Annotated in this window: 20 protein-coding genes and 1 pseudogene; 5 read left to right on the top strand and 16 right to left on the bottom strand. The window is 72.5% G+C overall.

Annotation, left to right across the window (positions count from 1 at the left end):
* Positions 1-140: 140 nt before the first annotated feature.
* From ABT070_RS01145 to ABT070_RS01135, 3 genes are all read right to left on the bottom strand, one after another.
* Positions 141-860, bottom strand: a complete 720-nt coding sequence (locus ABT070_RS01145) for an SCO2207 family protein (protein ID WP_351752874.1) — start codon at positions 858-860, stop codon at positions 141-143.
* A gap of 127 nt (positions 861-987) precedes the next feature.
* A complete protein-coding gene (locus ABT070_RS01140) occupies positions 988-1779 on the bottom strand; it encodes a hypothetical protein (protein ID WP_351752871.1) in 792 nt (263 codons plus the stop codon).
* A gap of 78 nt (positions 1780-1857) precedes the next feature.
* Entirely contained in the window at positions 1858-2217 is a 360-nt protein-coding gene (locus tag ABT070_RS01135; RefSeq protein WP_351752868.1) for an arsenate reductase family protein, read from the bottom strand.
* A 141-nt stretch (positions 2218-2358) separates the two neighbouring features.
* On the opposite strand from ABT070_RS01135, the gene ABT070_RS01130 reads away from it, so the two are divergent.
* Complete coding sequence (locus ABT070_RS01130; RefSeq protein ID WP_351752865.1) at positions 2359-2673, top strand: hypothetical protein; 315 nt, start codon at positions 2359-2361, stop codon at positions 2671-2673.
* A gap of 142 nt (positions 2674-2815) precedes the next feature.
* Here the strand turns inward: ABT070_RS01130 and ABT070_RS01125 are convergent, their stop codons facing one another.
* Positions 2816-4030 (bottom strand): winged helix DNA-binding domain-containing protein, encoded by a 1215-nt coding sequence (locus tag ABT070_RS01125; protein ID WP_351752862.1) that lies wholly within the window; start codon positions 4028-4030, stop codon positions 2816-2818.
* Between the two features lie 251 nt (positions 4031-4281).
* On the opposite strand from ABT070_RS01125, the gene ABT070_RS01120 reads away from it, so the two are divergent.
* A complete protein-coding gene (locus tag ABT070_RS01120) occupies positions 4282-5622 on the top strand; it encodes a DUF2252 domain-containing protein (RefSeq protein WP_351752859.1) in 1341 nt (446 codons plus the stop codon).
* A gap of 46 nt (positions 5623-5668) precedes the next feature.
* Here ABT070_RS01120 and ABT070_RS01115 read toward each other — a convergent pair.
* Both ABT070_RS01115 and ABT070_RS01110 read right to left on the bottom strand, forming a co-directional pair.
* Positions 5669-6409: pseudogene (locus ABT070_RS01115) on the bottom strand (alpha/beta hydrolase); the annotation flags it as partial.
* Between the two features lie 79 nt (positions 6410-6488).
* Complete coding sequence (locus tag ABT070_RS01110) at positions 6489-6995, bottom strand: DUF1269 domain-containing protein (RefSeq protein ID WP_351752856.1); 507 nt, start codon at positions 6993-6995, stop codon at positions 6489-6491.
* 167 nt (positions 6996-7162) lie between these two features.
* Here ABT070_RS01110 and ABT070_RS01105 point away from each other — a divergent pair, with 167 nt between their 5' ends.
* Positions 7163-7447, top strand: coding sequence for a hypothetical protein (locus tag ABT070_RS01105; RefSeq protein WP_351752853.1), 285 nt, complete (start codon positions 7163-7165; stop codon positions 7445-7447).
* Between the two features lie 97 nt (positions 7448-7544).
* On the opposite strand, the gene pspAB is transcribed toward ABT070_RS01105, so the two are convergent.
* The 5 genes from pspAB to glnA form a co-directional block, all read right to left on the bottom strand.
* Positions 7545-8150: a PspA-associated protein PspAB gene (gene pspAB / locus ABT070_RS01100; RefSeq protein ID WP_351752850.1), complete on the bottom strand. Its 606-nt coding sequence runs from the start codon at positions 8148-8150 to the stop codon at positions 7545-7547.
* A 2-nt stretch (positions 8151-8152) separates the two neighbouring features.
* Positions 8153-9073, bottom strand: a complete 921-nt coding sequence (htpX, locus tag ABT070_RS01095; RefSeq protein ID WP_351752847.1) for a zinc metalloprotease HtpX — start codon at positions 9071-9073, stop codon at positions 8153-8155.
* A 143-nt stretch (positions 9074-9216) separates the two neighbouring features.
* Positions 9217-10521 carry a hypothetical protein gene (locus tag ABT070_RS01090; RefSeq protein ID WP_351752844.1) on the bottom strand — a complete coding sequence of 435 codons (1305 nt, stop codon included), beginning with the start codon at positions 10519-10521 and terminating at the stop codon, positions 9217-9219.
* A gap of 13 nt (positions 10522-10534) precedes the next feature.
* On the bottom strand, positions 10535-10792 hold the full coding sequence (locus ABT070_RS01085; protein WP_351752841.1) for an SCO2583/SCO2584 N-terminal domain-containing protein: 258 nt from the start codon (positions 10790-10792) through the stop codon (positions 10535-10537).
* Between the two features lie 1121 nt (positions 10793-11913).
* Positions 11914-13323 (bottom strand): type I glutamate--ammonia ligase, encoded by a 1410-nt coding sequence (glnA, locus tag ABT070_RS01075; protein ID WP_351752838.1) that lies wholly within the window; start codon positions 13321-13323, stop codon positions 11914-11916.
* A gap of 197 nt (positions 13324-13520) precedes the next feature.
* Here glnA and ABT070_RS01070 point away from each other — a divergent pair, with 197 nt between their 5' ends.
* Positions 13521-13988, top strand: coding sequence for an RDD family protein (locus ABT070_RS01070; RefSeq protein WP_351752836.1), 468 nt, complete (start codon positions 13521-13523; stop codon positions 13986-13988).
* A gap of 688 nt (positions 13989-14676) precedes the next feature.
* On the opposite strand, the gene ABT070_RS01065 is transcribed toward ABT070_RS01070, so the two are convergent.
* From ABT070_RS01065 to lipB, 4 genes are all read right to left on the bottom strand, one after another.
* Positions 14677-15378, bottom strand: coding sequence for a DUF4191 domain-containing protein (locus tag ABT070_RS01065; RefSeq protein WP_171396820.1), 702 nt, complete (start codon positions 15376-15378; stop codon positions 14677-14679).
* A gap of 77 nt (positions 15379-15455) precedes the next feature.
* A complete protein-coding gene (locus tag ABT070_RS01060; protein WP_171396819.1) occupies positions 15456-15656 on the bottom strand; it encodes an SCO2195 family GlnR-regulated protein in 201 nt (66 codons plus the stop codon).
* 279 nt (positions 15657-15935) lie between these two features.
* Complete coding sequence (gene lipA / locus ABT070_RS01055; RefSeq protein WP_351752833.1) at positions 15936-16901, bottom strand: lipoyl synthase; 966 nt, start codon at positions 16899-16901, stop codon at positions 15936-15938.
* Between the two features lie 115 nt (positions 16902-17016).
* Positions 17017-17814: a lipoyl(octanoyl) transferase LipB gene (lipB, locus tag ABT070_RS01050; protein WP_351752830.1), complete on the bottom strand. Its 798-nt coding sequence runs from the start codon at positions 17812-17814 to the stop codon at positions 17017-17019.
* 245 nt (positions 17815-18059) lie between these two features.
* Here lipB and ABT070_RS01045 point away from each other — a divergent pair, with 245 nt between their 5' ends.
* Positions 18060-19580: an NsdA family TPR-like regulatory protein gene (locus ABT070_RS01045; protein ID WP_351752827.1), complete on the top strand. Its 1521-nt coding sequence runs from the start codon at positions 18060-18062 to the stop codon at positions 19578-19580.
* A gap of 187 nt (positions 19581-19767) precedes the next feature.
* Here ABT070_RS01045 and ABT070_RS01040 read toward each other — a convergent pair whose 3' ends face one another.
* A complete protein-coding gene (locus ABT070_RS01040) occupies positions 19768-21186 on the bottom strand; it encodes an NAD(P)/FAD-dependent oxidoreductase (RefSeq protein WP_351752825.1) in 1419 nt (472 codons plus the stop codon).
* Positions 21187-21267: the final 81 nt, after the last annotated feature.

The following is a 21267-nucleotide window of genomic DNA, read 5'->3' as shown; positions in this document are numbered from 1 at the left end:
GCGAGGGCGCCGCGGGTCCGGAACGCACCGGTCCTGCTGCTCGTGGCCGCGAGCAGCAGGACCGGATGACACGTACACCCTTGTCGGGATGCGCCGGAAGGCGCCGCCGCCGGTTCACCGAGGTGCCCGGCGGCGGAGCCTCAGCCCACCTTCTCGATCAGGGCCCGGCGGATCAGGAACTTGCCGGGCTCACGGACCAGCTCGAAGGCCGCGTTGTTGAGCAGGGCACAGCTGCCGGAGACCGAGGTCACCTCGACGGTCGTGGACTTGTTGTTGTCCAGGTTGGTGACCTTCAGCTTGGTCCCCGCCGGGAACTGGTTGCTCGACGCGGCCGGGGCACCGCCCTCGCCGGAGAGCGTCACCGTGGAACCGTTGCAGACCTGCTGGCCGGAGGCGGCACCGCCGCCGTTTCCCGCGTTACCCGCGTTACCCGTGTTTCCCGCGTTGCCCGTGTTCCCGGCCGGTGCGGAAGCGGCCGGGGCGGAAGCCGCCGGTGCGGAAGCGGCCTGCGACGGCTGGGTCGCCTGGGAGTCCTGAGCCGACTCCCCAACGACGCAGCCGGACGCCTGCTGCTGGACCTTGATCTGTGCGAGGACCGCCTCGCGGTTGGCGATCCGGGCCGCCGACTGCGCGTCCGGGTTCGTCTTCTGGCCCTCGATGAACTTCTCGTTGTTGCCGAAGGCAGTGGCCAGTCCCGCACAGACGGTCGAGTCCCCGGCGGACAGCGTGTTGGCGTTCTGCGCGTCCTGCGAGGCGTTCGAGGTGGACGCCATGGCGAAGGCCCCGGCACCCGCCACCGCCGCGGCGCTGACGAGCAGCGCGATCTTCTTCTTCGGGCCGAGACTTCTCCTGCGCGACATGCGCGCCTCCTGAGGGGTAGGGGAGCGTACGCCGCTATGTACGAGATACCGAACGAGGTTACTCAGCGGTTACGGGAGTCAATCGAAGTGGCGTGCGTCACACCCGAGTCGGGGCGGAGGGCCGGAGTCAGCTCCTCCCCTCCTCGTACGCCGTCACCGTGTCGTCGGCGCGCTGGAGCAACCCCTCGGTCCGGGCCGCGAGTTCGGCCTCGTCGGTCTCCGTGCCGTCGCCCCACCGCCCGTTCGCGAACACCACCGACCGGATCGTCATCGTCCGCCGGAGGACCCCGGCCGAACCCGACGGGACCGTCGGCAGGCCGGCCTGCGGAGGCGGATCCAGCGGGACCACCCCGTACGTCACCGGGTCCGTCGAGGCCATCGTGAACACGCGGGAGGCGTCCGCCACCCGCTCGAAGCTCAGCACGGTGACCGTCACCTGCGAGCGCCGTTCGGTGTCCGTGAACAGGGCCGCCGTCGACCGGGCGCACCCGTCGCCCTGTTCGATCAACCGGGCGAGGCCGCGCGAGGTGCCCCGTGCGCAGTCGACGGTGGTGACCAGGTCGACGCGGGCGTACCGGGAGCCGTCCTTCAGCCGGACGCTCGTCGAGGGGAACGCCTGTTCCGGCCGGACGACCGGGCGGGCGAGCAGGGAACGGAGCGCGCTCGGGGCGTCGTACGGGAGGCCCGCGTCCGGTGACGGCACGGCCGCGAGGCCCGAGGCGGTCGCGGACGCCGTCGCCGGGGGAGCGGACCCGGGCCGGTGGCCGTCGTCCTCGTCCGCGATCAGCGCGGTGCCGGCGGCGACGGCGGCGACGAGGGCCACGCAGGACCCGACGGCCGCCGAGCGCCGGGTCGGCCGGCGCCGTCGTGTGCGCCGCTGCCCCGGAGGGGACCCGAGTCCTTGATCACCGAAGGTCATGGCGGCGGAGGGTAGCAGTGCCCGGTGCGCGGGCTCCCGCCGCCGGACGAACCGTCGGCTGTCCGGCCAGGGCGGGTCCTACCGGGACAAGGCGTCCCGTACGGCCTCGTCGGTGCGGGCCACCAGCGCGGTGCCGTCGTCCGCCGTGATGATGGGGCGCTGGATGAGCCGGGGGTGCGCGGCGAGCGCGGTGATCCAGCGTCCGCGCGTGCTCGCGTCCCGCGCCCAGTCCTTCAGGCCGAGCTCCTTGGCCACGGCCTCCTGGGTGCGGGCGATGTCCCAGGGTTCCAGGCCGAGCCGGTCGAGCACGGCCGCGATCTCGTCCTCGCTCGGCACGTCCTCCAGGTAGCGGCGGACGGTGTAGTCGGCGCCCTCGGCGTCGAGGAGCGTGAGGGCGCTGCGACACTTGGAACAGGCGGGGTTGATCCAGATCTCCATGCGGCACACGGTAGCCGTTCGAGGCGGCGAAAACCCCTGTGATCAGGGGCGTTTGTCAGTGGTGGGCGGTAGAATAGAAGCAGTGTTCGAGGGTTCGCCGGAGGTTCCGGACCGGGCCCTGACCGCGACAGGAGGATGCCTGTGCCCGCTGCCGCACTGAAGCCGAAGCCGTTGCCGACCCAGTCCACCGCGAAGCGTTCCGTCCAGCTCGATCTGCCCTATGTGCCCGTCGAGAAGCGGCCGTTGCCGCCCGGGCGTCCGCGCGAGTGGTACGCCACGCACAACCGTCGCCTCAAGGCGATGCGTCTCGCCATCGCCCTGCTCGACCTGGGCGTGTATATGCCGAACCAGGCCCGCAACGAGAAGATCCGCAGCACGGCGGAGCTGATCGGCGTTCACGCGCCGTCGGACACGACGTGCCACATGGTGCGGGCGCTGCTGCGGTACTCACGGTGAACCGGGCGCCGGGTGCCGTCCCAGGTGACGGCATCCGGCGTCGGCGCCCCCGTCCGGGGCCGGGGTCGGGACGGGGGCGGGGAAGAGAGCAGAGGCCGGGTCAGACGCCGGGCCGGGCGCCGGGCCGGGGCGGGCCGAGGAGTCAGCTCACCAGTTCCTTCTCCACCGGCGTGCGGAACCTCGGTGTCACCCGGGTCGTCCCCAGCCACGCCTCCAGCCGCGCCGCCTCCGCCCCGATCGCCGCCCTCGCCTCGCCGCCCAGGCCCTCGCCCTCGCCGTCGGGCTTCCCCCCGCCCTCGCCGGCCAGGATCCGCCACACGATCTCGCCGTCGGCCCGCTGGGCCCAACCCCCCACCACCCGGCCGTTCCACCACACCGTCGGGCCCACGTTCCCGCTGTAGTCGAACAGGCCGGGGCGCAGTTCCGGGGCCAGATACCAGTCCCGGCCCTGCCAGCCCATCGCCGTCGGGTCGAGGCCGGGCAGCAGGGCCGCCCACGGTCCGCCGGGGGCGGGCACGGCCTCCACGTCGTCCTCGACGACGTACCCCGTCCCCTCGTCCAGGGCCACCGCCCGCGCCCCGATCGCCGTCAGCGCCCGGCGTACGTCCGTCACCTTCCACCCCGTCCACCACTTCAGATCGGCCTCCGTGGCCGGGCCGCACGCCGTCAGCCAGCGCCGCAACAGCTCCGACTGGGCCTGCGCCACCGGCAGTTCGGCGTGCGCGGGGGCGAGGGCCCAGCGGAACTGGCTCGACGTCCACGAGCCCAGGGGGCGCCCCCTGATCACCTTGCCCTCCACGCCCAGCACCCTCAGCAGCCGCGTCACGACGGTGTGGACGCCCTCGTAGGGCTTGCCCGCCGCGTACACGAACTGCTCCCGCAGACGCGGCTCCTCGCGGGCCAGTTCGGCCGCCGTCGCCTGGCCGAGCCGGGCCAGCGCGGCCAGCGCCGACTCCTCGACCTCCTTCAGCCAGGCCGCGTCCGGAGCGCCGGCCTTCGCCATGTCCTTGACCAGGCCGGCCCGCTCCCGCGCGGCGACCGCGAGGCCGGTCGAGGCGTGCACGACCGCCGTCGACTCCGTCGGGAACACGAAGACGGTGTGCCGCATCCCGTGCATCCGGACGAGGGTCCGGTCCGCGTACAGCGCCCGGTCGGTTTCCGGCACCGTCGCCGCCGGGTCGGCGAGGCGGGCGCCGACCGCCAGGTACACCGTCGCCGGGTCCGAGCCGTGCAGGGCGACAAGCGCGCCGGCCACCGCCTCGGGCGTCGCGACCCGCGCCTCGGGGGCCAGCCGGTGCCGCAGGGCCAGCCGCGCCCGCCGCTCCGCCACACCGATGTACCGCAGCCCGTCGCCCATTGCCGGCCTCCACCCGTCGTCGCCGCCGTCGCCGTCGCCCCGTGGCTCTGTCGCCGTCCGGCACTCGTCCCTTCCCGCCATCCTGACCGACACCACTGACAATCGGGTCCCGCCGCCCGTGTCACCCGTTCGACGTACCCGACATGCGGACGCTCCCCTCGCGGCCTTCACTGCGAACAGGAGGCCGGGAAGTGTCGTGAACCGGGAAGTGTCGTGGACCGGGAGGCGGATGTGGTGCGAAGGCGACGCGGATGACCACCCCCACCGACCGTGCCGGGCGCGGCCGGGACGCCCGTAAGCGCGTCGCCCGTTCCGCCCACGCCCTCTGGCTCCCGTCCGTCGACCGGCCCGACCCCGTCGCCGTGCTCGAGCGGCAGGGCCGGGACCGGCTCCCCGAGCTGCTGCCGATCCGGTACGGGCGGATGGCCGCCTCGCCCTTCGCCTTCCTGCGCGGCTCGGCCGCCGTCATGGCCGCCGACCTGGCGTCCCAGCCGCACACCGGGCTGACGGTCCAGCTGTGCGGCGACGCCCATCTGCTCAACTTCGGGTTGTACGCCTCCCCGGAGCGGGGGCTGCTCTTCGACCTCAACGACTTCGACGAGACGTTCCCCGGGCCCTTCGAGTGGGACGTCAAACGGCTCGCCGCCTCCGTCGCGGTGGCCGCCCGCGAGAACGGCCACCCCGAGCCGAAGGTGCACCGCGCCGCCCAGGAGGCCGCGGCCGCCTACCGCACCGCCGTGCGGCGGCTGTCCCGGCTCGACGAGCTCGCCGTCTGGTACGAGCGCATCGACGCCGAACAACTGCTGCCCCTGCTGCGCTCCGCCCGGCACCGCGGACGGGCCGAGGGCAGCCTCACCCGCGCCCGCCGCCGCACCAGCCTCCAGGCCCTCGGCAAACTCACGGAGGTCGTCGACGGACGCCGCCGCATCATCCACGACCCACCGCTGATCGAACCCGCCGGCGCCTCCGACAGCGCCGCCCTGCGCAAGATCTTCAGCGACTACCGCTCCACCCTCACCGAGGAGCGCCGCCTGCTGCTGGACCGCTACCGCTTCGTCGACGCCGCCCGCAAGGTTGTCGGCGTGGGCAGCGTCGGCACCCGCTGCTTCATCGTGCTGCTCGCCGGACGCGACACCGACGACCCGCTGTTCCTCCAGATCAAGGAGGCCCGCGCGTCCGTCCTGGAGGAGTACTTGCCGAGCGGCCCCTACGCGCATCCCGGCCACCGGGTCGTCGCCGGGCAGCGGCTGCTCCAGGCCGCGGGGGACGTCTTCCTGGGCTGGATGACCGGGCCGCAGAGCCGCGCCTTCTACTGGCGTCAGCTGCGCGACCCGAAGAGCTCCGCGGGCGTCGCCGGGATGTCCCCGGCCGACCTCGCGGCGTACGCCCGGCTGTGCGGCACCGCCCTGGCCCGCGCCCACGCCCGGTCCGGCGACCGGATCGCCATCGCCGGCTACCTCGGCGGCGCCGAGACCTTCGAACGCTCCGTCGCCGACTTCGCCGTGGCCTACGCCGACCGGACCGCCGCCGACCACGCCACCCTGGGCGCGGCGGTCGCGGCGGGCGTGGTGAGCGCGGCGCCGGGCGTCTGACGCCTCCGGCCGCCCGGCCGCCCGCCGCCCGTCACCCGGCCGCTCAGGACCGCGTCGCCGTCCGCCCGCGCTCGTCCGGGCCGGCCAGCACGGCGGTCACGAACGCGCGCCGGTCGTCCGGGTGGTCCTGGAACCACAGGCCCAACCGGTGTCCCGCGGCGGGCAGTTCGAACCTCGTGTACCGGGCGCGGGTGGCGAGTGCGTCCTGGACCGCCTCGGTCACCTGCGGCGGGATCACCGTGTCCGTGCCCGGCACGGCGAGCACCGCCCGGCCCTCGTACGCGCGCAGCACGTCGAGTGCGGGCGCCTCCCGCCAGCTCCCGGGCCTGCGGATGATCGCGCTGAACTCCCCGTCTCCCGAGCCGAAGGGGACGTCCCACGCCCGGGCCGCGTACACCGCGGGCGCGCACAGGCCCAGGGCCGTCACCCGGTCCCGGTAGAACGCGGCCAGGTCGGCCACCGTCTGCCCGCTCATGCTGAACCCGACGAGCACCAGCGTCCCGTCCGCGGGGACACGCGCGTCGATCACGGAGACCGCCTGCTCGAAGCGTCGACGCAGGCTCAACTCCCGCAGTTCGCCGCTGCTTTCGCCGTGGCCGGAGAAGTCGAGGGTGAGGACGCGGCAGCCGTGGACGGCGAACTCGTGGGCCAGCGGCAGGAGCCGCTCCTTGCTGCCGTTGCCGGCGCCGTGCAGCAGAACGGCGGTGACCGTTGCCGGACCACCGCCGTGCACCCCGCTGAGCCGTTCACCGTCGTACTCGTGCGTGAAAGGGGACAGTTCGCTCATGGGACCCATTCACTCACGGGCTTGACGCACCCACGGGCTTCACGCGGCACCCCTGGGTTTCACGCGGCATCCCTGGGCTTCACTCCGGGGCGGTCTCCGCCCGGGCCGCCTTGATCGCCTCGCGGAGGTGGTCCTCCTCGACCTTGCTCAGCGAGGTCTGCACCAACTGGCCGCCGAACGGCGTGAGCTGAGGGATGACCTTGTCCTCGGCGGCGTGCTTCACCAGGACGAACAGGGCCGCGGCGCCCGGGCGCAGGTTCTGGCTGAGGTCCTTCATGAAGGTGTCGTTGATGCCCGTGTCGGTGAGCGCGCCCCCGGCCGCGCCGGCCGCCGCACCCACCGCCGCGCCGAGCAGCGGCGCCAGGAAGAGCAGCCCGATCACCCCGCCCCACACGGCGCCGCCGGCCGCGCCCACCGCCGTGTGGTTCACCGCCTGGTGCAACTTGATCCCGCCGTCGCCGCGCCGCTCGACGACCACCGCGTCCTCCAGCTCGACCAGATGCTCCTTCGACAGCTCGAACAGCTTCTCGCGCACCTGGTTGGCGGTGGCGAGGTCGTCGTAGGCGACGACGAAGAGATTGCTCATCCGGGCACCCCTCATGGCAGTCGATGAACTGTTGAGTCCGTTTGGCCCGACTCTAGGTCCGCCGAAAAGGAGATGCACGTTGAGTGACGGACTCCGTACGCTGAAGGCATCCCCCCGCCCCTCTCACCACGCTCAGTCACCGTCCCTGCCCAGGAAGGAGGTACACCATGGGCACCGTCGTTCTCTCCGGGGCCGTCGTCCTGGTGGTCCTGGGATTCGGAAACCCGCTCTACTGGCTCGCCGCGGCCGCCGTGCTGTTCCTGTACGTGCGGTACGGGCTCGCGTCGTCCGCGTCGTCCTCGCCCGCCGGCCCCGCGCCGGGCGCGGGAACCCCGCCGACGTCGTACAAGGCGTACCGCGACCGCCGTGACAAGCAGGCCAAGTGGGAGCGCCGCTACCGTCGCGAGCGCCCCCTGGAGTCCCGCCGCCAGGAGCGCGAGCGCAGCAAATAGCAAGCAGCAGGCAGGCAAGCAGCAGGCAGGCAAGCAGCAGGCAGGCAAGCAGCAGGCAGGCAAGTGGCAGGCAGGCAAGCAGGCAAGCCCGATCCGCCTACAGGCCGGGGGCTCCCCACACCGGGAACCAGCGGCCCAGGTCCTGCTCGATCCGCAGGTCGCTCGCGAGGGCGGCCTGCACCTGCAGCTCCAGTGCGCCGTCGCGCCGCTGCCCCGTACCGGGCAGCGGCGCGAACGGGTAGAAGGCCCCGCGCTTGTACAGGTACACGAGCGCCAGCCGGCGACCGCCCGGCTCCCGCGCCCCGCCCCGCTGTTCCTCGAACCCGGCGAGGGAGCACAGCAACTGCGGCCCGAAGCCGTTGACCTCCATCGCGCTGTTCACCGCGTGCAGGTCGTTGACCAGGAGCGGCAGCTGGTCGGGGGTGCGCTGCGAGACCAGCCAGGAGTACCCGTAGTCGTCCCGCACGAGCCGCACCGGGGCACCGGTGCGCTCGGTGTCCGCGTCGAGGAGCGCCTGGACCTCGCGGTGCGTCTGGTCGAAGGCCGAGCCCTCGACGGTCGCGAAGCACACGGCACCCTGCCCGGTCGGGGTGAACCCGGCCGCCGCCTCCAGCGTCACCGCCGCCGAGGGCAGCGCGAACAGCTGGTCCAGATCGGGCACGACCGGCTTGGTCCGGCCGAGCAGGATGTCCAGCAGCCCCATGATCAGCCCGCCTTCCCCGGAGCGGCCGCCTCGCCCAGCTCGGCGGAGATCCGCCCCAGCTGCTCGAGCCGCTGCTCCAGGCTCGGGTGGGTCGAGAACAGTCCCGCCACACCGGGCTCGGCGCCCAGCGCCGGGGTGAAGTAGAAGGCGTTGAAGGCCTGGACCGTCCGCAGGTCCTTCGTGGGGATACGGGCGAGGTCGCCGGAGACCTTCGTCAGCGCGGAGGCCAGCGCCGAGGGCCGGCCGGTCAGCTGTGCCGCCGCCCGGTCCGCCGCCAGCTCCCGGTACCGGGACAGGGCCCGGATGAGCAGGAAACTGATCGCGTACACGGCCGCCGAGACACCCATCACGGCGGCGAACACGACCGCGGCGTTCTGGTCCCTGCGCGCGCCGCCGAACACCTGCGAGTAGAACGCGAACCGCACGATCAGCCCCGCGATCACACCCAGGAACGACGCGACCGTGATCACCGCCACGTCCTTGTGCGCCACATGCGACAACTCGTGCGCGAGCACACCCTCCAGCTCGGCCGGCTCCAGCCGCCCCAGCAGCCCGGTCGTCACGCACACCACCGCGTGGTCGGGATTCCGCCCGGTCGCGAACGCGTTCGGCATGCCCATCTGGGAGACGGCGACCACCGGCTTCGGCATGTCCGCGAGCGCGCACAGCCGGTCGATCACGGCATGCAGCTCGGGATACTCCTCGCGTTCCACGACCCGCCCACGCATCGCGAACAGGGCGACCCGGTCGGAGAACCAGTACTGGGCGCCCAGCATCGCCACCGCGACGACCGCGACCAGCACCCACGACTTCAGCAACACGATCAACGCGGCGACGAACGCCACGTACAACAGCCCGAGCAGGAACAACGTGACCGTCATCCGCACGGTCAGCCGCCGGTCGCTCCGGAAACGGCTCTGCATCTGCATCACCCCGCAGTCAGGCACTCGTCCCACTGCAAGTGTGCACCGCCGCACCCCCATGAACGGTCCCCGAACGGACCTAGGCGGAGCAAAAGCTCCCTGTGAACGCATGCCGCGAACACCGGCGCGCCCGCACTCCGGCCTCAGCGCCGTGCGGGCCGCGTCGCCCGCCGCCGCAGCTCCTCGTCGGGATCGTTCCGCAGCGCGATCAGGGCACGCTGCTCCGCGGCTCCGCCCTGCTCCGCGAGCAGCCGGAACGCGGCGATCCGCACGGGCCGGGGCCAACCGGCGCCGAGCCGCTCGACGAGCCACTCCTCGGGCACCAGCCCCGCCGAGGGCAGCACCGCGGCGGTCACCTCCCGCACCACTCCCGGCGCGGGATCGTCGAGCAACGGGAACAGCCGCCGCACGTCGACCGCGTCCAGCACGCGCAGCCCGCCCACGGCCCGCGCCCGCACACCGGCGGCCGGATGCCCGACCAGCGACCACAGCACCTCGGCGTCACCCCGGTCCCCGCACTCCGCGAGCCCGGCGACGGCACCCGGCGGCAGGGCGTGACCGCCCCGCTCCGCGCACCGCTCCCGGTACCAGGACAGCGGATCGCCCCCGTGCTGCCGGACGACGTAGCGCGCGCAGGCCCGCACGAGCCCCGCCCGGTCGGCCAGGAACTCCACGGCCCGCTCCGCCCGCCCGGCCCGCCGCAGCGCGGTCACCCCGGCGGACCGGACCCGCGAGTTGCGCGCGGTGAGCAACGGCCGGAGCACGTCGTCGACGTCCCCGTCCGCGACGGCGGCCAGGGCGGCCAGAGCGGCGTCCGCGCACAGGTTCTGGACGACGGTGTCGAAGTCGCCGGCGGCAGCCCGGGCGAGCCGACCGGGGGAGAGGAGCCGCTGCTCGATCGCGAGCCGGTACGCGAACCGACGTACGACGCGATCGGCGTGCGGGTACAGACACGCGAGCCGTTCCGGGGGCGCCCCACGGAGTACCTCGGCGAGCAACTCCGTCGCGAAGGCGCCCTGGTGCCGGCGCCCGAGGAGCAGGATCAGCGGCGCGAGAGCGACGGCGGCACCAGGATCGAGCGCCTCGCGGAGCACCTTCCGGGCGCGCTCGCGCACCGGTGTCACCCAGTCGCCGCAGCGCAGGACGACCAGCGGCAGCAGGTCGGGGTACCGAGCCGCCGGCCCCAGCGCCGCCTCACGTGTCCAACCGTCACGATGACAGAGGGCGAGTGCCAGCCGGGGCTCGTCGAGCAGCGACAGATCGGCCGGCAGCTGGGCGGCCTGCTCCCACTGCGGCAGATCTTCGAGATGGTGTGGGAACACCACCCGCGCCGCCTCGTCCAACGCGAGCCAGGCCCGTGGATCGGCGACGACGACCGCGTTCCTCAGGGGCATGCCCCCGGCGAGCCGCACCGCCGCCGCCTCCGCGCCCCGCCTGTCCTCCCGCACCCCCGCCGCCCCTCTAGTACGGCGCCCGGAACCGCGCGTATCCCAGCAGCAGGATCACCGCGGCCACGCAGCCCAGGACGAGTGCCGTCGACAGCCATGACGACCGGGGCGATGCCACCCGGTCCGGGCCGCCGCGGAACGGGACCGGCCCCGGTGGGTTCTCCTTCCAGCGGGCGGCCAGCATCCGGGCCCGCGCCGACGGCTCCTTGTGCGCCGCCCCGTCGGCCCACTTCAGGTCGAACTCCCGCTCCACATCGTCCTGTTCGGACATTCCCGTATCTCCCCCGTCACCTCTGTCGAGGTCTTCCCGTCGAACAGCAGTGCCAGGAACCATACGACGACGCCCCCGTCCCTGAAAAACAGGAAATGGGGGCAGCGGGGCTGCTGTACTTCGCTGCTGTACGGAACCGACCGAGTCCTGATGCGATCTTGCGACAAGCCTCCCTCCGGCGATCTAATGGCCCGCCGTGGATTCCGGGATAGCGGCAGTGTGCGGCGCGGCACTGGGCGCGGTAGGTGAGATTTGATACCGCGATGGAAGCGATTCAAGCTCCCAGAGCAGGCTTTCGGCAGGCTGCTCGGGAAGCGCTGGATACCGATCAGCGAGGCGGGCGACGCGCGTAACACCCACCGCGGGTGAACGGCCCCTGACCAGGCGAATCGGTCGGGGCTGTCGTCATGGGCAGTCTGGATAAGGCCTCGACAAGTCCGGGGCACCTGTACGCCGGATCATCTCCACAACCTGCACCGCCTGCTGCGCGCGGGCCCACAGCCGTACCGGCCCTCGAGACGATTCACACTCGATCACCAGCGCGCCCGGCGCGATCCACCACGCTTCGCCGGACGTCGCATGACGTGTGCGGACATAGCGCAGATCTGTCGGGAGTTCGCGCAGCCGCGTCCACGCCCAGCGAGGCTCCCATCGGAACTCGCGTCCGGTTCGCACCCGGCCAACGCTGTATCGGCGTCCCTCGTCCGGCCGGTTGGCCCCAACCAGGAAGAGAACCGCTTCACCTGCCGCAGCCCGCGCGGCAGCCCGCCGGGCTCGCCGTGCCACGAGCACTGTCCCGATCGCCCAGCCGAGTAAGACGTAGATCGTGGGCATCATGCGCGAAGTCAAGCACCCGTCGACGCAGGGGAGAAGGTCAAGGCCCTGGCCGAGTACCGCGGTAACTCGGACCCGGGGTCCACGCTGCGGACGTACGCACGCCTGATGCCGAACAGCGGGGACCGGGCGCGTCGGGCCATCGACCCGGTGTTCGGCGAGGGAGCGTCTCCCGGGCCGTGAGCGCGAAAGGCCGCCGGCCGCGCGCTTCCCGGAGTGGGAAGAGCGCGGCCGACGGCCCACAGACGGCCCAGGGGAGCGGGAACCCGCTCCGACCTGGGGCGATATCACACGTCGAAGTACAGCTCGAACTCGTGCGGGTGCGGACGCAGCTGGAGCGGGGCGATCTCGTTGGTGCGCTTGTAGTCGATCCACGTCTCGATCAGGTCGGACGTGAAGACGTCACCGGCGAGCAGGAACTCGTGGTCCGCCTCGAGGCGGTCGAGGACGGCCGGGAGCGAGGTCGGGACCTGCGCGACGCCCGCGTGCTCCTCGGGGGCCAGCTCGTAGAGGTCCTTGTCGATCGGCTCGGCCGGCTCGATCTTGTTCTTGATGCCGTCCAGGCCGGCGAGCAGCAGGGCGGAGAACGCCAGGTACGGGTTGCCGGAGGAGTCGGGCGCGCGGAACTCGACGCGCTTGGCCTTCGGGTTGGAGCCCGTGATCGGGATACGCATGGCCGCGGAGCGGTTGCGCTGCGAGTACACCAGGTTGACCGGAGCCTCGAAGCCCGGGACCAGACGGTGGTAGGAGTTCACCGTCGGGTTGGTGAAGGCCAGCAGCGACGGGGCGTGCTTGAGGATGCCGCCGATGTAGTAGCGGGCCATGTCCGACAGGCCCGCGTAACCGGCCTCGTCGTAGAAGAGCGGGGAGCCGGCGGTCCACAGCGACTGGTGGACGTGCATGCCCGAGCCGTTGTCGCCGAAGATCGGCTTCGGCATGAAGGTCGCGGTCTTGCCGTTGCGCCAGGCGACGTTCTTCACGATGTACTTGAAGAGCTGGAGGTCGTCGGCCGCGGCGAGCAGCGTGTTGAACTTGTAGTTGATCTCGGCCTGGCCGGCGGTGCCCACCTCGTGGTGCTGGCGCTCGACCTGGAGGCCGGACGCGGCCAGCTCCAGGGAGATCTCCGCACGCAGGTCGGCGAAGTGGTCGACCGGCGGGGTCGGGAAGTAGCCGCCCTTGTAGCGGACCTTGTAACCGCGGTTGTTCTCGACCGCACCGGTGTTCCAGGCGCCGGCCTCGGAGTCGATGTGGTAGAAGGACTCGTTCGCCGAGGTCTGGAAGCGCACGCTGTCGAAGACGTAGAACTCGGCCTCGGGGCCGAAGTACGCGGTGTCGGCGATACCGGTCGACGCCAGGTACGCCTCCGCCTTCTTCGCCACGTTGCGCGGGTCACGGGAGTACTGCTCGCCCGTGATCGGGTCGTGGATGAAGAAGTTGATGTTCAGCGTCTTGTCACGGCGGAACGGGTCCACGCGCGAGGTCGACAGGTCGGCGCGCAGCGCCATGTCGGACTCGTGGATGGCCTGGAAACCGCGGATCGACGAGCCGTCGAAGGCCAGCTCCTCGTCCGGGTCGAACGCCTCGACGGGCAGCGTGAAGTGCTGCATCACGCCCGGCAGGTCGCAGAAGCGGACGTCGACGAACTTGACGTCCTCGTCCGCGATGAACTTCTTGGCCTCGTCGGCGTTCTGGAACATCCAGCTCCTCCTACTCCCGGCCGTCGAGCCGGGGTGGTAGTTCGTTCGTGCGGCCAGTGCGGTGGCACACGCTGTCATCGACCCTAGGGACGGGTGATTTCTCGGGCGTGACCCATTTGTTTCGCACAAGTTAACCGGAGCCAGCCCGGTGTACCCCACCTGTCCGTATCGCGAAACGGGCGCAGTACCGTGGTCGGGTGGACAACAGGGATGCAATCGGCTCGTGGCTCTCGGGCCCCCGCGCGGCCGCCGAGGAAGCCGGTGTCGACTTCGGATACAGGGGCGAGCAGCTCGGTCTGCCGGAGCACGGGCCGGGTTCGATCGCCCGCCCCGGCCGACGGCTCGGAGCGCTGGCCGTGGACTGGGGTTTCGGCGTCTTGATCGCATACAGCTTGATCACGGACGGCTACCGCCCGGCGACGAGCAACTGGGCTCTGCTCGTCTTCTTCGTGCTGAGCGTCCTGACGGTCGGCACGATCGGCTCCACCCCGGGCAAGCGTCTGTTCGGTCTGCGTGTGGTGTCCGTCGAGACCGGCACGGTCAGCCCCCTGCGCTCCGTGGCGCGCACGATCCTGCTCTGCCTGGCCCTCCCGGCCCTGATCTGGGACCGCGACGGCCGCGGCCTGCACGACCGCCTGGCCCGCACGGTGGAAGTCCGCATCTGAGCCTCCGGCCGGGCCTAAGGGTCTTCGGCGGGGCCGGGGTCTCCGGCAGGGCCGACGGGCCTCGGGCACGGTCGAGGAGCCTCCGACCCGCGGCCGAGGTGCCCCCGACGCGACCGAGGGGCCTCCGACCGCGCGGCGGAGAGGCCTCCGGTAGGACCGGGTGTCTCCGGTACGGAACGGGGGGCCTCCGGTAGGGCCAGGGGTCCCTGGTAGGACCGGGAGTCTCCCGCAAGGCCGAGAGGCCCCCGGCGCGGCCGAGGAGTATTCGGCAGGGCGAGCGCCTTCCGGCACATGCGAGGGCCTTCGGCAGGGCGAGTGCTTCCCGTGCGGCCGAGGGACTCCGGCACAGCCGAGGGGCCTCCTGCAGGGCGAAGGGCTCCCGGCACATGCGAGGGCCTCCGGCAGGGCGAGTGCTTCCCGTGCGACCGGGGGACTCCGGGACAGCCGTGGAGCCTTCGGCTGGGCGAGCGCCTTCCGGTGCGGCCGAGGGACTCCGGCAGGGCGAGTGCTTCCCGTGCGGCCGAGGGACTCCGGCACAGCCGAGGGGCCTCCCGCAGGGCGAGCGCTCCCGGCACAGCCGAAGAGCCTTCGGCAGGGCGAAGGGCTCCCGGCACGGCCGAGGCGTTCGTACGACGAAGGGGGCGCCCGGAGTGATCCGGGCGCCCCCTTCGTGACGTGGGGAGGCGATTCAGCGGGCCTTGCCGCCGCCTTTCGGCAGGCGCATGCCCTTCGGCATCGGGCCCTTCGGCAGCGGCATGTTGCTCATCAGGTCGCCCATGGCGCGCAGCCGGTCGTTGGTGGCGGTCACCTGGGGGCCGGCCAGGACCCGCGGGTACTTCAGCAGGGTGGTGCGCAGCTTCTTCAGCGCGACCTGGCCCTCGCCCGTACCGACGATCACATCGTGCACCGGCACGTCCGCGACGATGCGGTTCATCTTCTTCTTCTCGGCGGCCAGCAGGCTCTTCACCCGGTTCGGGTTGCCCTCGGCGACCAGGACGATGCCGGCCTTGCCGACGGCCCGGTGCACCACGTCCTGGCTGCGGTTCATCGCCACCGCGGGGGTGGTCGTCCAGCCCCGGCCGATGTTGTCGAGGACGGCCGCGGCGGCGCCCGGCTGGCCCTCCATCTGGCCGAATGCGGCCCGCTCGGCCCGGCGTCCGAACACGATCGCCGTCGCGAGGAAGGCGAGCAGGAAGCCCAGGATGCCCAGGTAGACCGGGTGACCGATCAGGAAACCGATCGCGAGAAAGACGCCAAAGGTGATGAGGAAGACGCCCGCGAGGACAAAACCGATCGTCTTGTCGGCCTTGTGGGTCATCTTGAACGTCAGGGCGATCTGCTTCAGTCGCCCGGGGTTAGCGGCGTCCGCCGCACTGTCACTTCTCGCCATGCCACGAAGTCTACGTGGCCCCGGAAGCGCCTACGACGGCAGGAGGGGAGGTGTGGGGAGTGTGGGGAGGGGGTGGGTCAGGGGCGGGCGGAGGTGACCGCTTCGAGGACGCGCTGCGCCTCGACCCGGTCCTTGGCGCGACGGCGGTCCTCCAGGACGGAGGTCCAGGCGTTGCGACGGGCGGTGCGCTGGCCACTGCTCATGAGCAGCGACTCGACGGCGCGCAGTGCGGTGCTGAAGGTCGGGATCGCGGTGGCGCGAACGGGCGCGGCCTGCATGGTGGATGTCCCCCTCGGACGGCTTCGGGTACGGGGCTGTGTTCTGCGTGACGTGATAGCAGCGTCACTGTTCGGTGTTACCAGGGCGTGACCGACCGGTCAAACACGAATGAAACCTTGATGCGCAGGGCCGAAACGCTGACGCGACCCCGGCGTACGCCCTCATCTGCGAGGACGGCCGGAGCCGCGTCGAATCGGTCACTACTGGCGAGTAGCAGCTTGTGCGTGAATTCACACACTCGGCCCGCGGCCGTACGGAGCAAGGAAGCTGACGTGGCGTCAGACGGCCTGCGAGGCGATGAACGCACCACGCTTCTCGACGGCCATCTGGTACAGGCGCCCGGCACGGTAGGAGGACCGTACCAGCGGGCCCGACATCACGCCGGAGAAGCCGATCTGCTCGGCCTCCTCCTTCAGCTCCACGAACTCGTGCGGCTTGACCCAGCGCTCCACCGGGTGGTGACGCACGGAGGGCCGCAGGTACTGCGTGATGGTGACCAGCTCGCAGCCGGCCTCGTGCAGCTGCCGGAGAGCGTCGCTGACCTCCTCGCGGGTCTCGCCCATCCCGAGGATCAGGTTCGACTTGGTGACGAGCCCGTAGTCGCGGGCCGCCGTGATGACGTTCAGTGAACGCTCGTAACGGAAGCCGGGCCGGATCCGCTTGAAGATCCGCGGGACGGTCTCGACGTTGTGCGCGAAGACCTCGGGCCGAGAGGAGAAGACCTCGGCCAGCTGCTCCGGAACGGCGTTGAAGTCGGGGGCGAGCAGCTCCACCTTCGTGCGCCCGGCCTCCCGCTCGGCGGTCTGCAGGTGGATCTGCCGGACGGTCTCGGCGTAGAGCCACGCCCCGCCGTCCGCCAGGTCGTCGCGCGCCACGCCGGTGATGGTGGCGTAGTTCAGGTCCATCGTGACGACGGACTCACCGACGCGCCGCGGCTCGTCACGGTCCAGCGCCTCGGGCTTGCCGGTGTCGATCTGGCAGAAGTCGCAGCGCCGGGTGCACTGGTCGCCGCCGATCAGGAAGGTCGCCTCACGGTCTTCCCAGCACTCGTAGATGTTGGGACAGCCGGCTTCCTGGCACACGGTGTGCAGTCCCTCGCTCTTCACGAGGTTCTGCATCTTCGTGTACTCGGGACCCATTTTCGCCCGGGTCTTGATCCACTCGGGCTTGCGCTCGATGGGGGTCTGGCTGTTGCGGACCTCCAGGCGCAGCATCTTGCGTCCGTCGGGTGCGACTGCGGACACGTCGGCTCCCTGCCTGTCTGCTTAGACTTTCGATTCTTCGGCGTACACCAGGGTACGCCCGTGCTTACCGAGCCCTGCTGTGAGGCCAACCTCAGAGCCGAGGGGGCCATTCCCGTCAGACGGTCGCCTTCTCGATCTCCCGCGGCTTGGGCTCCGCGTTGCCGAGGACGTCCTCCAGGTGCCGCTCCACCACCGGCAGCACCTCGTGGATCGTGACGTCCCGGCCCAGCTCGTTCGCCAGCGAGGCGACGCCCGCGTCCCGGATCCCGCACGGGATGATCCGGTCGAACCACTTGTTGTCGGGGTTCACGTTGAGCGCGAAGCCGTGCATCGTGACGCCCTTGGCGACCCGGATCCCGATCGCCGCGATCTTGCGGTCCTCGCGTCGCTGGCCCGCGTTCGAGGGGGCGTACTCGGGGCCGTTCAGCCGCGGATCGAACTCCTCGTCGGTGAGCCGGGGGTCGAAGTCCAGCGACAGGCCGCCGAGCGAGGGGCGCTGTTCCACCGGATCGCCGAGCACCCACACGCCGCTGCGGCCCTCGACCCGGGAGGTCTCGAGGCCGAACTCCGCGCACGCCCGGATCAGGGCGTCCTCCAGACGCCGCACATGGGCGACGACGTCCACCGGCCGCGGCAGCTTCAGGATCGGGTAGCCCACCAGCTGTCCCGGCCCGTGCCAGGTGATCTTGCCGCCGCGGTCCACGTCCACGACCGGGGTGCCGTCCAGGGGGCGCTCGTCATCGGCGGTGCGCCGGCCCGCGGTGTACACCGGGGGATGCTCCAGGAGCAGCACGGTGTCCGGAACCTCGTCGGTGAACCGCGCCGCGTGCACGCGGCGTTGCTCGTCCCACGCCTCCTGGTACTCGACGGCGTCCCCGCCGAACCCCATCCGGACGAACCGCAGCTCGCTCACGGCAAGCGCCTCCCTGGAAAGTCGTCAGGCACGTAACGCGCCCACGCCACTGTACGTCCGCGCGCCCCGCGTCAGCCCTGGGGTCAATCCTCACACGATCGGATGAATGAACGTCGATATGTGCGACCGGCTGCTTACGCTCCGCTACATTCGCGCCGTTCACGAGGCCAAAAGGGCTGCTCACCGCAGCAGGGCACTTCATCCGGGCACGTCAAAGGCCCGGGAGGCAGGAGACCGCACCGCAGATGACGGAACGACCCGCGCAGCGCACGCCCAACCGCCAGCTCGCCGCGCTCATCGCAGAAGCGGGCTTCTCCAACGCGGGACTGGCCCGTCGCGTCGATCAGCTCGGCCTCGAACACGGGCTGGACCTCAGATACGACAAGACGTCCGTCACCCGGTGGCTGCGTGGGCAGCAGCCCCGGGGCACCACCCCCGCGCTCATCGCCGAGGTCTTCACCCGGCGTCTGGGCCGGCGCCTCACCGCCCAGGACCTCGGCCTGGACGCCTGTGCCCCCGTCTACGCGGGCCTGGAGTTCGCCGGCACGCCCGAGGAGGCCATCGACATCGTCGGCGGCCTGTGGCGCAAGGACTCCGGCAGCCACGCCGAGCTCCGCAAGATCGCCTTCACCCCGGCGGGGCTCGTCGTGCCGAGCCGCGACTGGCTGATCGGGCGGGCCGACGAGAAGGTCGCCCGCAGCGAGCCGCCCGCCCGGGTACCCGTCCAGGGCCGTCCGGCGCACCGGCCCGCCGTGCTCCAGCAGCCCTCGTCCACGCAGCCCACGGTGGCGCCGGTCCAGGTGCTGCCGGGTCCGGCGGCCGTCCCCCGGCAGCGCGGCCAGGGCAGTGACCGCGGCCTCGGCCAGCGGGTCACCGGCGGCGACATCTCCGCGCTCCGCTCGGTCGGCGAGCTCTTCCGCACCCTCGACGACCGGTACGGCGGCGGTCACGCCCGCCAGGCCCTCGTGCGCTACCTGGAGCACGAGTGCGAGCCGATGCTGCGTGGCGCCTACGGCGAGCAGACCGGCCGACGTCTGTTCGGCGCGGCCGCCGACCTGACCCGCCTCGCGGGCTGGACCTCCTTCGACATCGCCGCGCACGGTCTGGCCCAGCGCTACTTCGTCCAGGCCCTGCGCCTCTCCCAGGCGGCCGGGGACCGGGCGTACGGCTCCTTCGTGCTCGTCACCATGAGCCGCCAGGCCGTCTATCTCGGCCACGGGCGCGAGGCCGTGCAGCTCGCGCGGGTGGCCCAGCAGGGGGTCGGCACGGGCGCCCCGGCCGTCGTGCAGGCGCTGCTGCACGCGGCGGAGGCGCGCGGGCACGGGGTGCTCGGCGAGGTGCGTGCCTCGACCGCCGCCCTCGTCCGCGCCGAACGGGCGCTGGAGGCCGCCAAGTCCGGCGACGAGGTGCCGCACTGGGCGCGCTTCTTCGACGAGGCGCAGCTCGCCGACGAGTTCGGGCACTGCCATCGCGACCTTCAGCAGTTCCGGGCGGCGGCCCAGCACGCCGAACGCTCGCTCCAGCTGCGTCCCGCCGCGCACGCCCGCAGCCGGCTGTTCTGCCGGGTCGTCCTCGCCTCCGCCCGGCTCGGCCTCGGCGAACTCGACCAGGCCTGCCAGCTGGCCGCGGAGGCCGCCGGGCAGGCCGCGGAGATGCGGTCCGTCCGGGCGCTGGAGTACGTCCGGGACTTCGAACGCAGACTGGAGCCGTACAAGGACGCGGCCCCGGCCCGCACCTACCGCGACAAGGTCGCGGCCCTGGGCTGACCCCCACCCGGCCCCGAGGGGGCCCCGCCGACCCGAGGGGGCCCCGCCCCGCCGCCCCCCGCCGTCCCCAGGCCCCCGAACGCCGGTCGGGCTCACGTGTCCTGACGCTGCCTTGCGACCTACGGGGTCGGGTGGTGGGCGGTCTCGGCCGGGGCCCCGGGGCCGGAGCCCCCGGGGCCGGGGCCGGTCATGCCGCGGCCCGCTCCTGGCGGGCCGTCGGCAACGGTTCGGCGGCGTGCAGGGAACCGGCGGCGCCCAGATCGCAGACGATCGCCGTCGCGGCCCGGTGCGCCGAGTGCAGCGCGCCCTGCACGGTGCTGGTGTCCCGGTGGTCGCCGCACACGTACAGGCCCGCCAGCAACCGCACCGCCCGCCGCAGGTCGTGCGGCGCCCGCATCGCCGGCACCGCCTCGGCGGTGTGATGCACGGCCAGCGTCTCCCAGCGCGCGGTCGAGGTGCCGTACAGCCGGGACAGATGCATGCGTACGGCGGTGTCGACGCCCGGCGGCGGTGTGCCTAGGACGGTGGACGAGATCAGCGCGCGTCCCGCGGGCGCGCGGCTGGGGTCGACGCGGCTGACCACGGCCGTGTGCGCGACCGGCCCGCCCCGGTCGGCGTCGAGGAGCAGCGACGCACCGGTCGCGGGCGGGTCGTCCGTCGTGTGGTGGACGACCGTCACCGGATGGAAGTCGGGCACCCGCAGCCCGGGCAGCAGCACCGCCGCGGTGCGCGCGTCGGTGGCGACCAGCACGGCGCGGCAGCGGAACTCGCCGTGTTCGGCGGTGGTCACGGAGGTCGTGGAGACCGACGTGACCCGCACCCCGGTGTGCACGGTGCCCGGCGGCAGCGTCCGCGCGAGCAGCTCGGGCAGCACCTCGGCCCCGCCCTCCGGCAGCGCCAGCCGGCCGGCCGCGAACGCGCGCAGCGCGAGGTCCGCGCACCGGCTGGAGGTGGTGAGGTCCGGGTCGCAGAGCAGCGCGGCGAGCAGCGGACGCAGGAAGCCGTCGATCGTGCGGGCGGGCAGACCACGGGCCGCGAGGGCCTGGGCGGCCGCCGACTCAGGGCGGCGCATCAGCCGTTCGGCGGGGGTGACCGCGAGCCGGGTGAGCGCGGCGCCCAGCCGGGCCTGGTCCACGGCGGTGCCCAGCGGCGCGCCCGCCCGGACCCTGGGCGGGGGCGCCGGCCGTACCTGCGCCGCCGGGGAGCCGCCGGCGCGCGGTCTGGGCAGCGCGCCCGGCCGGGGAACGCTCGCCAGGGCGCGTACGGCGTGCAATGCGCCCCTTGCGCTCCCCGCGCCCGCCTGCGCTCCCGCGCGGTGGTGGCGCCCGTCGCTGTGCAGCAGGACCCCCGGCGCGAACGGACGCAGCACGAGCGCGTCCAGCCCCGGTGTCCCGGCCAGTTCCGGATACGCCGTGGACAGCAGCTGCCCGATGCGGTCGAGCCGGAACCCGTCGACCTTCTCCGTCGACATACGGCCGCCCACGTAAGGAGCGGCCTCCAGGACTGCGGTCGTTACTCCTGCGCTGGCCAGTCGGTGCGCGGCGGAGAGTCCGGCGACACCGGCTCCCACTACGACGACGTCTGCCTGATACGCGGGCTCAAGCACGTGCCCCTCCTCGAGGTTGCGCGGCCGGTGGAGACGTCATGCCCCCAACAGCCGTCCCGGATACCCGAGTTCGGGTCGAGG

It is taken from the genome of Streptomyces sp. NPDC002884, assembly GCF_040295245.1.
Taxonomy (GTDB): domain Bacteria; phylum Actinomycetota; class Actinomycetes; order Streptomycetales; family Streptomycetaceae; genus Streptomyces.
Note: the sequence above shows the minus strand (reverse complement) of the source record. Positions and strands in the feature narration are given on the sequence as shown.

Bases quoted from the DNA above. Each gene is read 5' to 3' on its own strand.
- ABT070_RS01145 (WP_351752874.1), bottom strand. From the start codon at position 860: ATGTCGCGCAGGAGAAGTCTCGGCCCGAAGAAGAAGATCGCGCTGCTC.
- ABT070_RS01140 (WP_351752871.1), bottom strand. From the start codon at position 1,779: ATGACCTTCGGTGATCAAGGACTCGGGTCCCCTCCGGGGCAGCGGCGC.
- ABT070_RS01135 (WP_351752868.1), bottom strand. From the start codon at position 2,217: ATGGAGATCTGGATCAACCCCGCCTGTTCCAAGTGTCGCAGCGCCCTC.
- ABT070_RS01125 (WP_351752862.1), bottom strand. From the start codon at position 4,030: ATGGGCGACGGGCTGCGGTACATCGGTGTGGCGGAGCGGCGGGCGCGG.
- ABT070_RS01120 (WP_351752859.1), top strand. From the start codon at position 4,282: ATGACCACCCCCACCGACCGTGCCGGGCGCGGCCGGGACGCCCGTAAG.
- ABT070_RS01110 (WP_351752856.1), bottom strand. From the start codon at position 6,995: ATGAGCAATCTCTTCGTCGTCGCCTACGACGACCTCGCCACCGCCAAC.
- ABT070_RS01105 (WP_351752853.1), top strand. From the start codon at position 7,163: ATGGGCACCGTCGTTCTCTCCGGGGCCGTCGTCCTGGTGGTCCTGGGA.
- pspAB (WP_351752850.1), bottom strand. From the start codon at position 8,150: ATGGGGCTGCTGGACATCCTGCTCGGCCGGACCAAGCCGGTCGTGCCC.
- htpX (WP_351752847.1), bottom strand. From the start codon at position 9,073: ATGCAGAGCCGTTTCCGGAGCGACCGGCGGCTGACCGTGCGGATGACG.
- ABT070_RS01085 (WP_351752841.1), bottom strand. From the start codon at position 10,792: ATGTCCGAACAGGACGATGTGGAGCGGGAGTTCGACCTGAAGTGGGCC.
- glnA (WP_351752838.1), bottom strand. From the start codon at position 13,323: ATGTTCCAGAACGCCGACGAGGCCAAGAAGTTCATCGCGGACGAGGAC.
- ABT070_RS01065 (WP_171396820.1), bottom strand. From the start codon at position 15,378: ATGGCGAGAAGTGACAGTGCGGCGGACGCCGCTAACCCCGGGCGACTG.
- ABT070_RS01060 (WP_171396819.1), bottom strand. From the start codon at position 15,656: ATGCAGGCCGCGCCCGTTCGCGCCACCGCGATCCCGACCTTCAGCACC.
- ABT070_RS01045 (WP_351752827.1), top strand. From the start codon at position 18,060: ATGACGGAACGACCCGCGCAGCGCACGCCCAACCGCCAGCTCGCCGCG.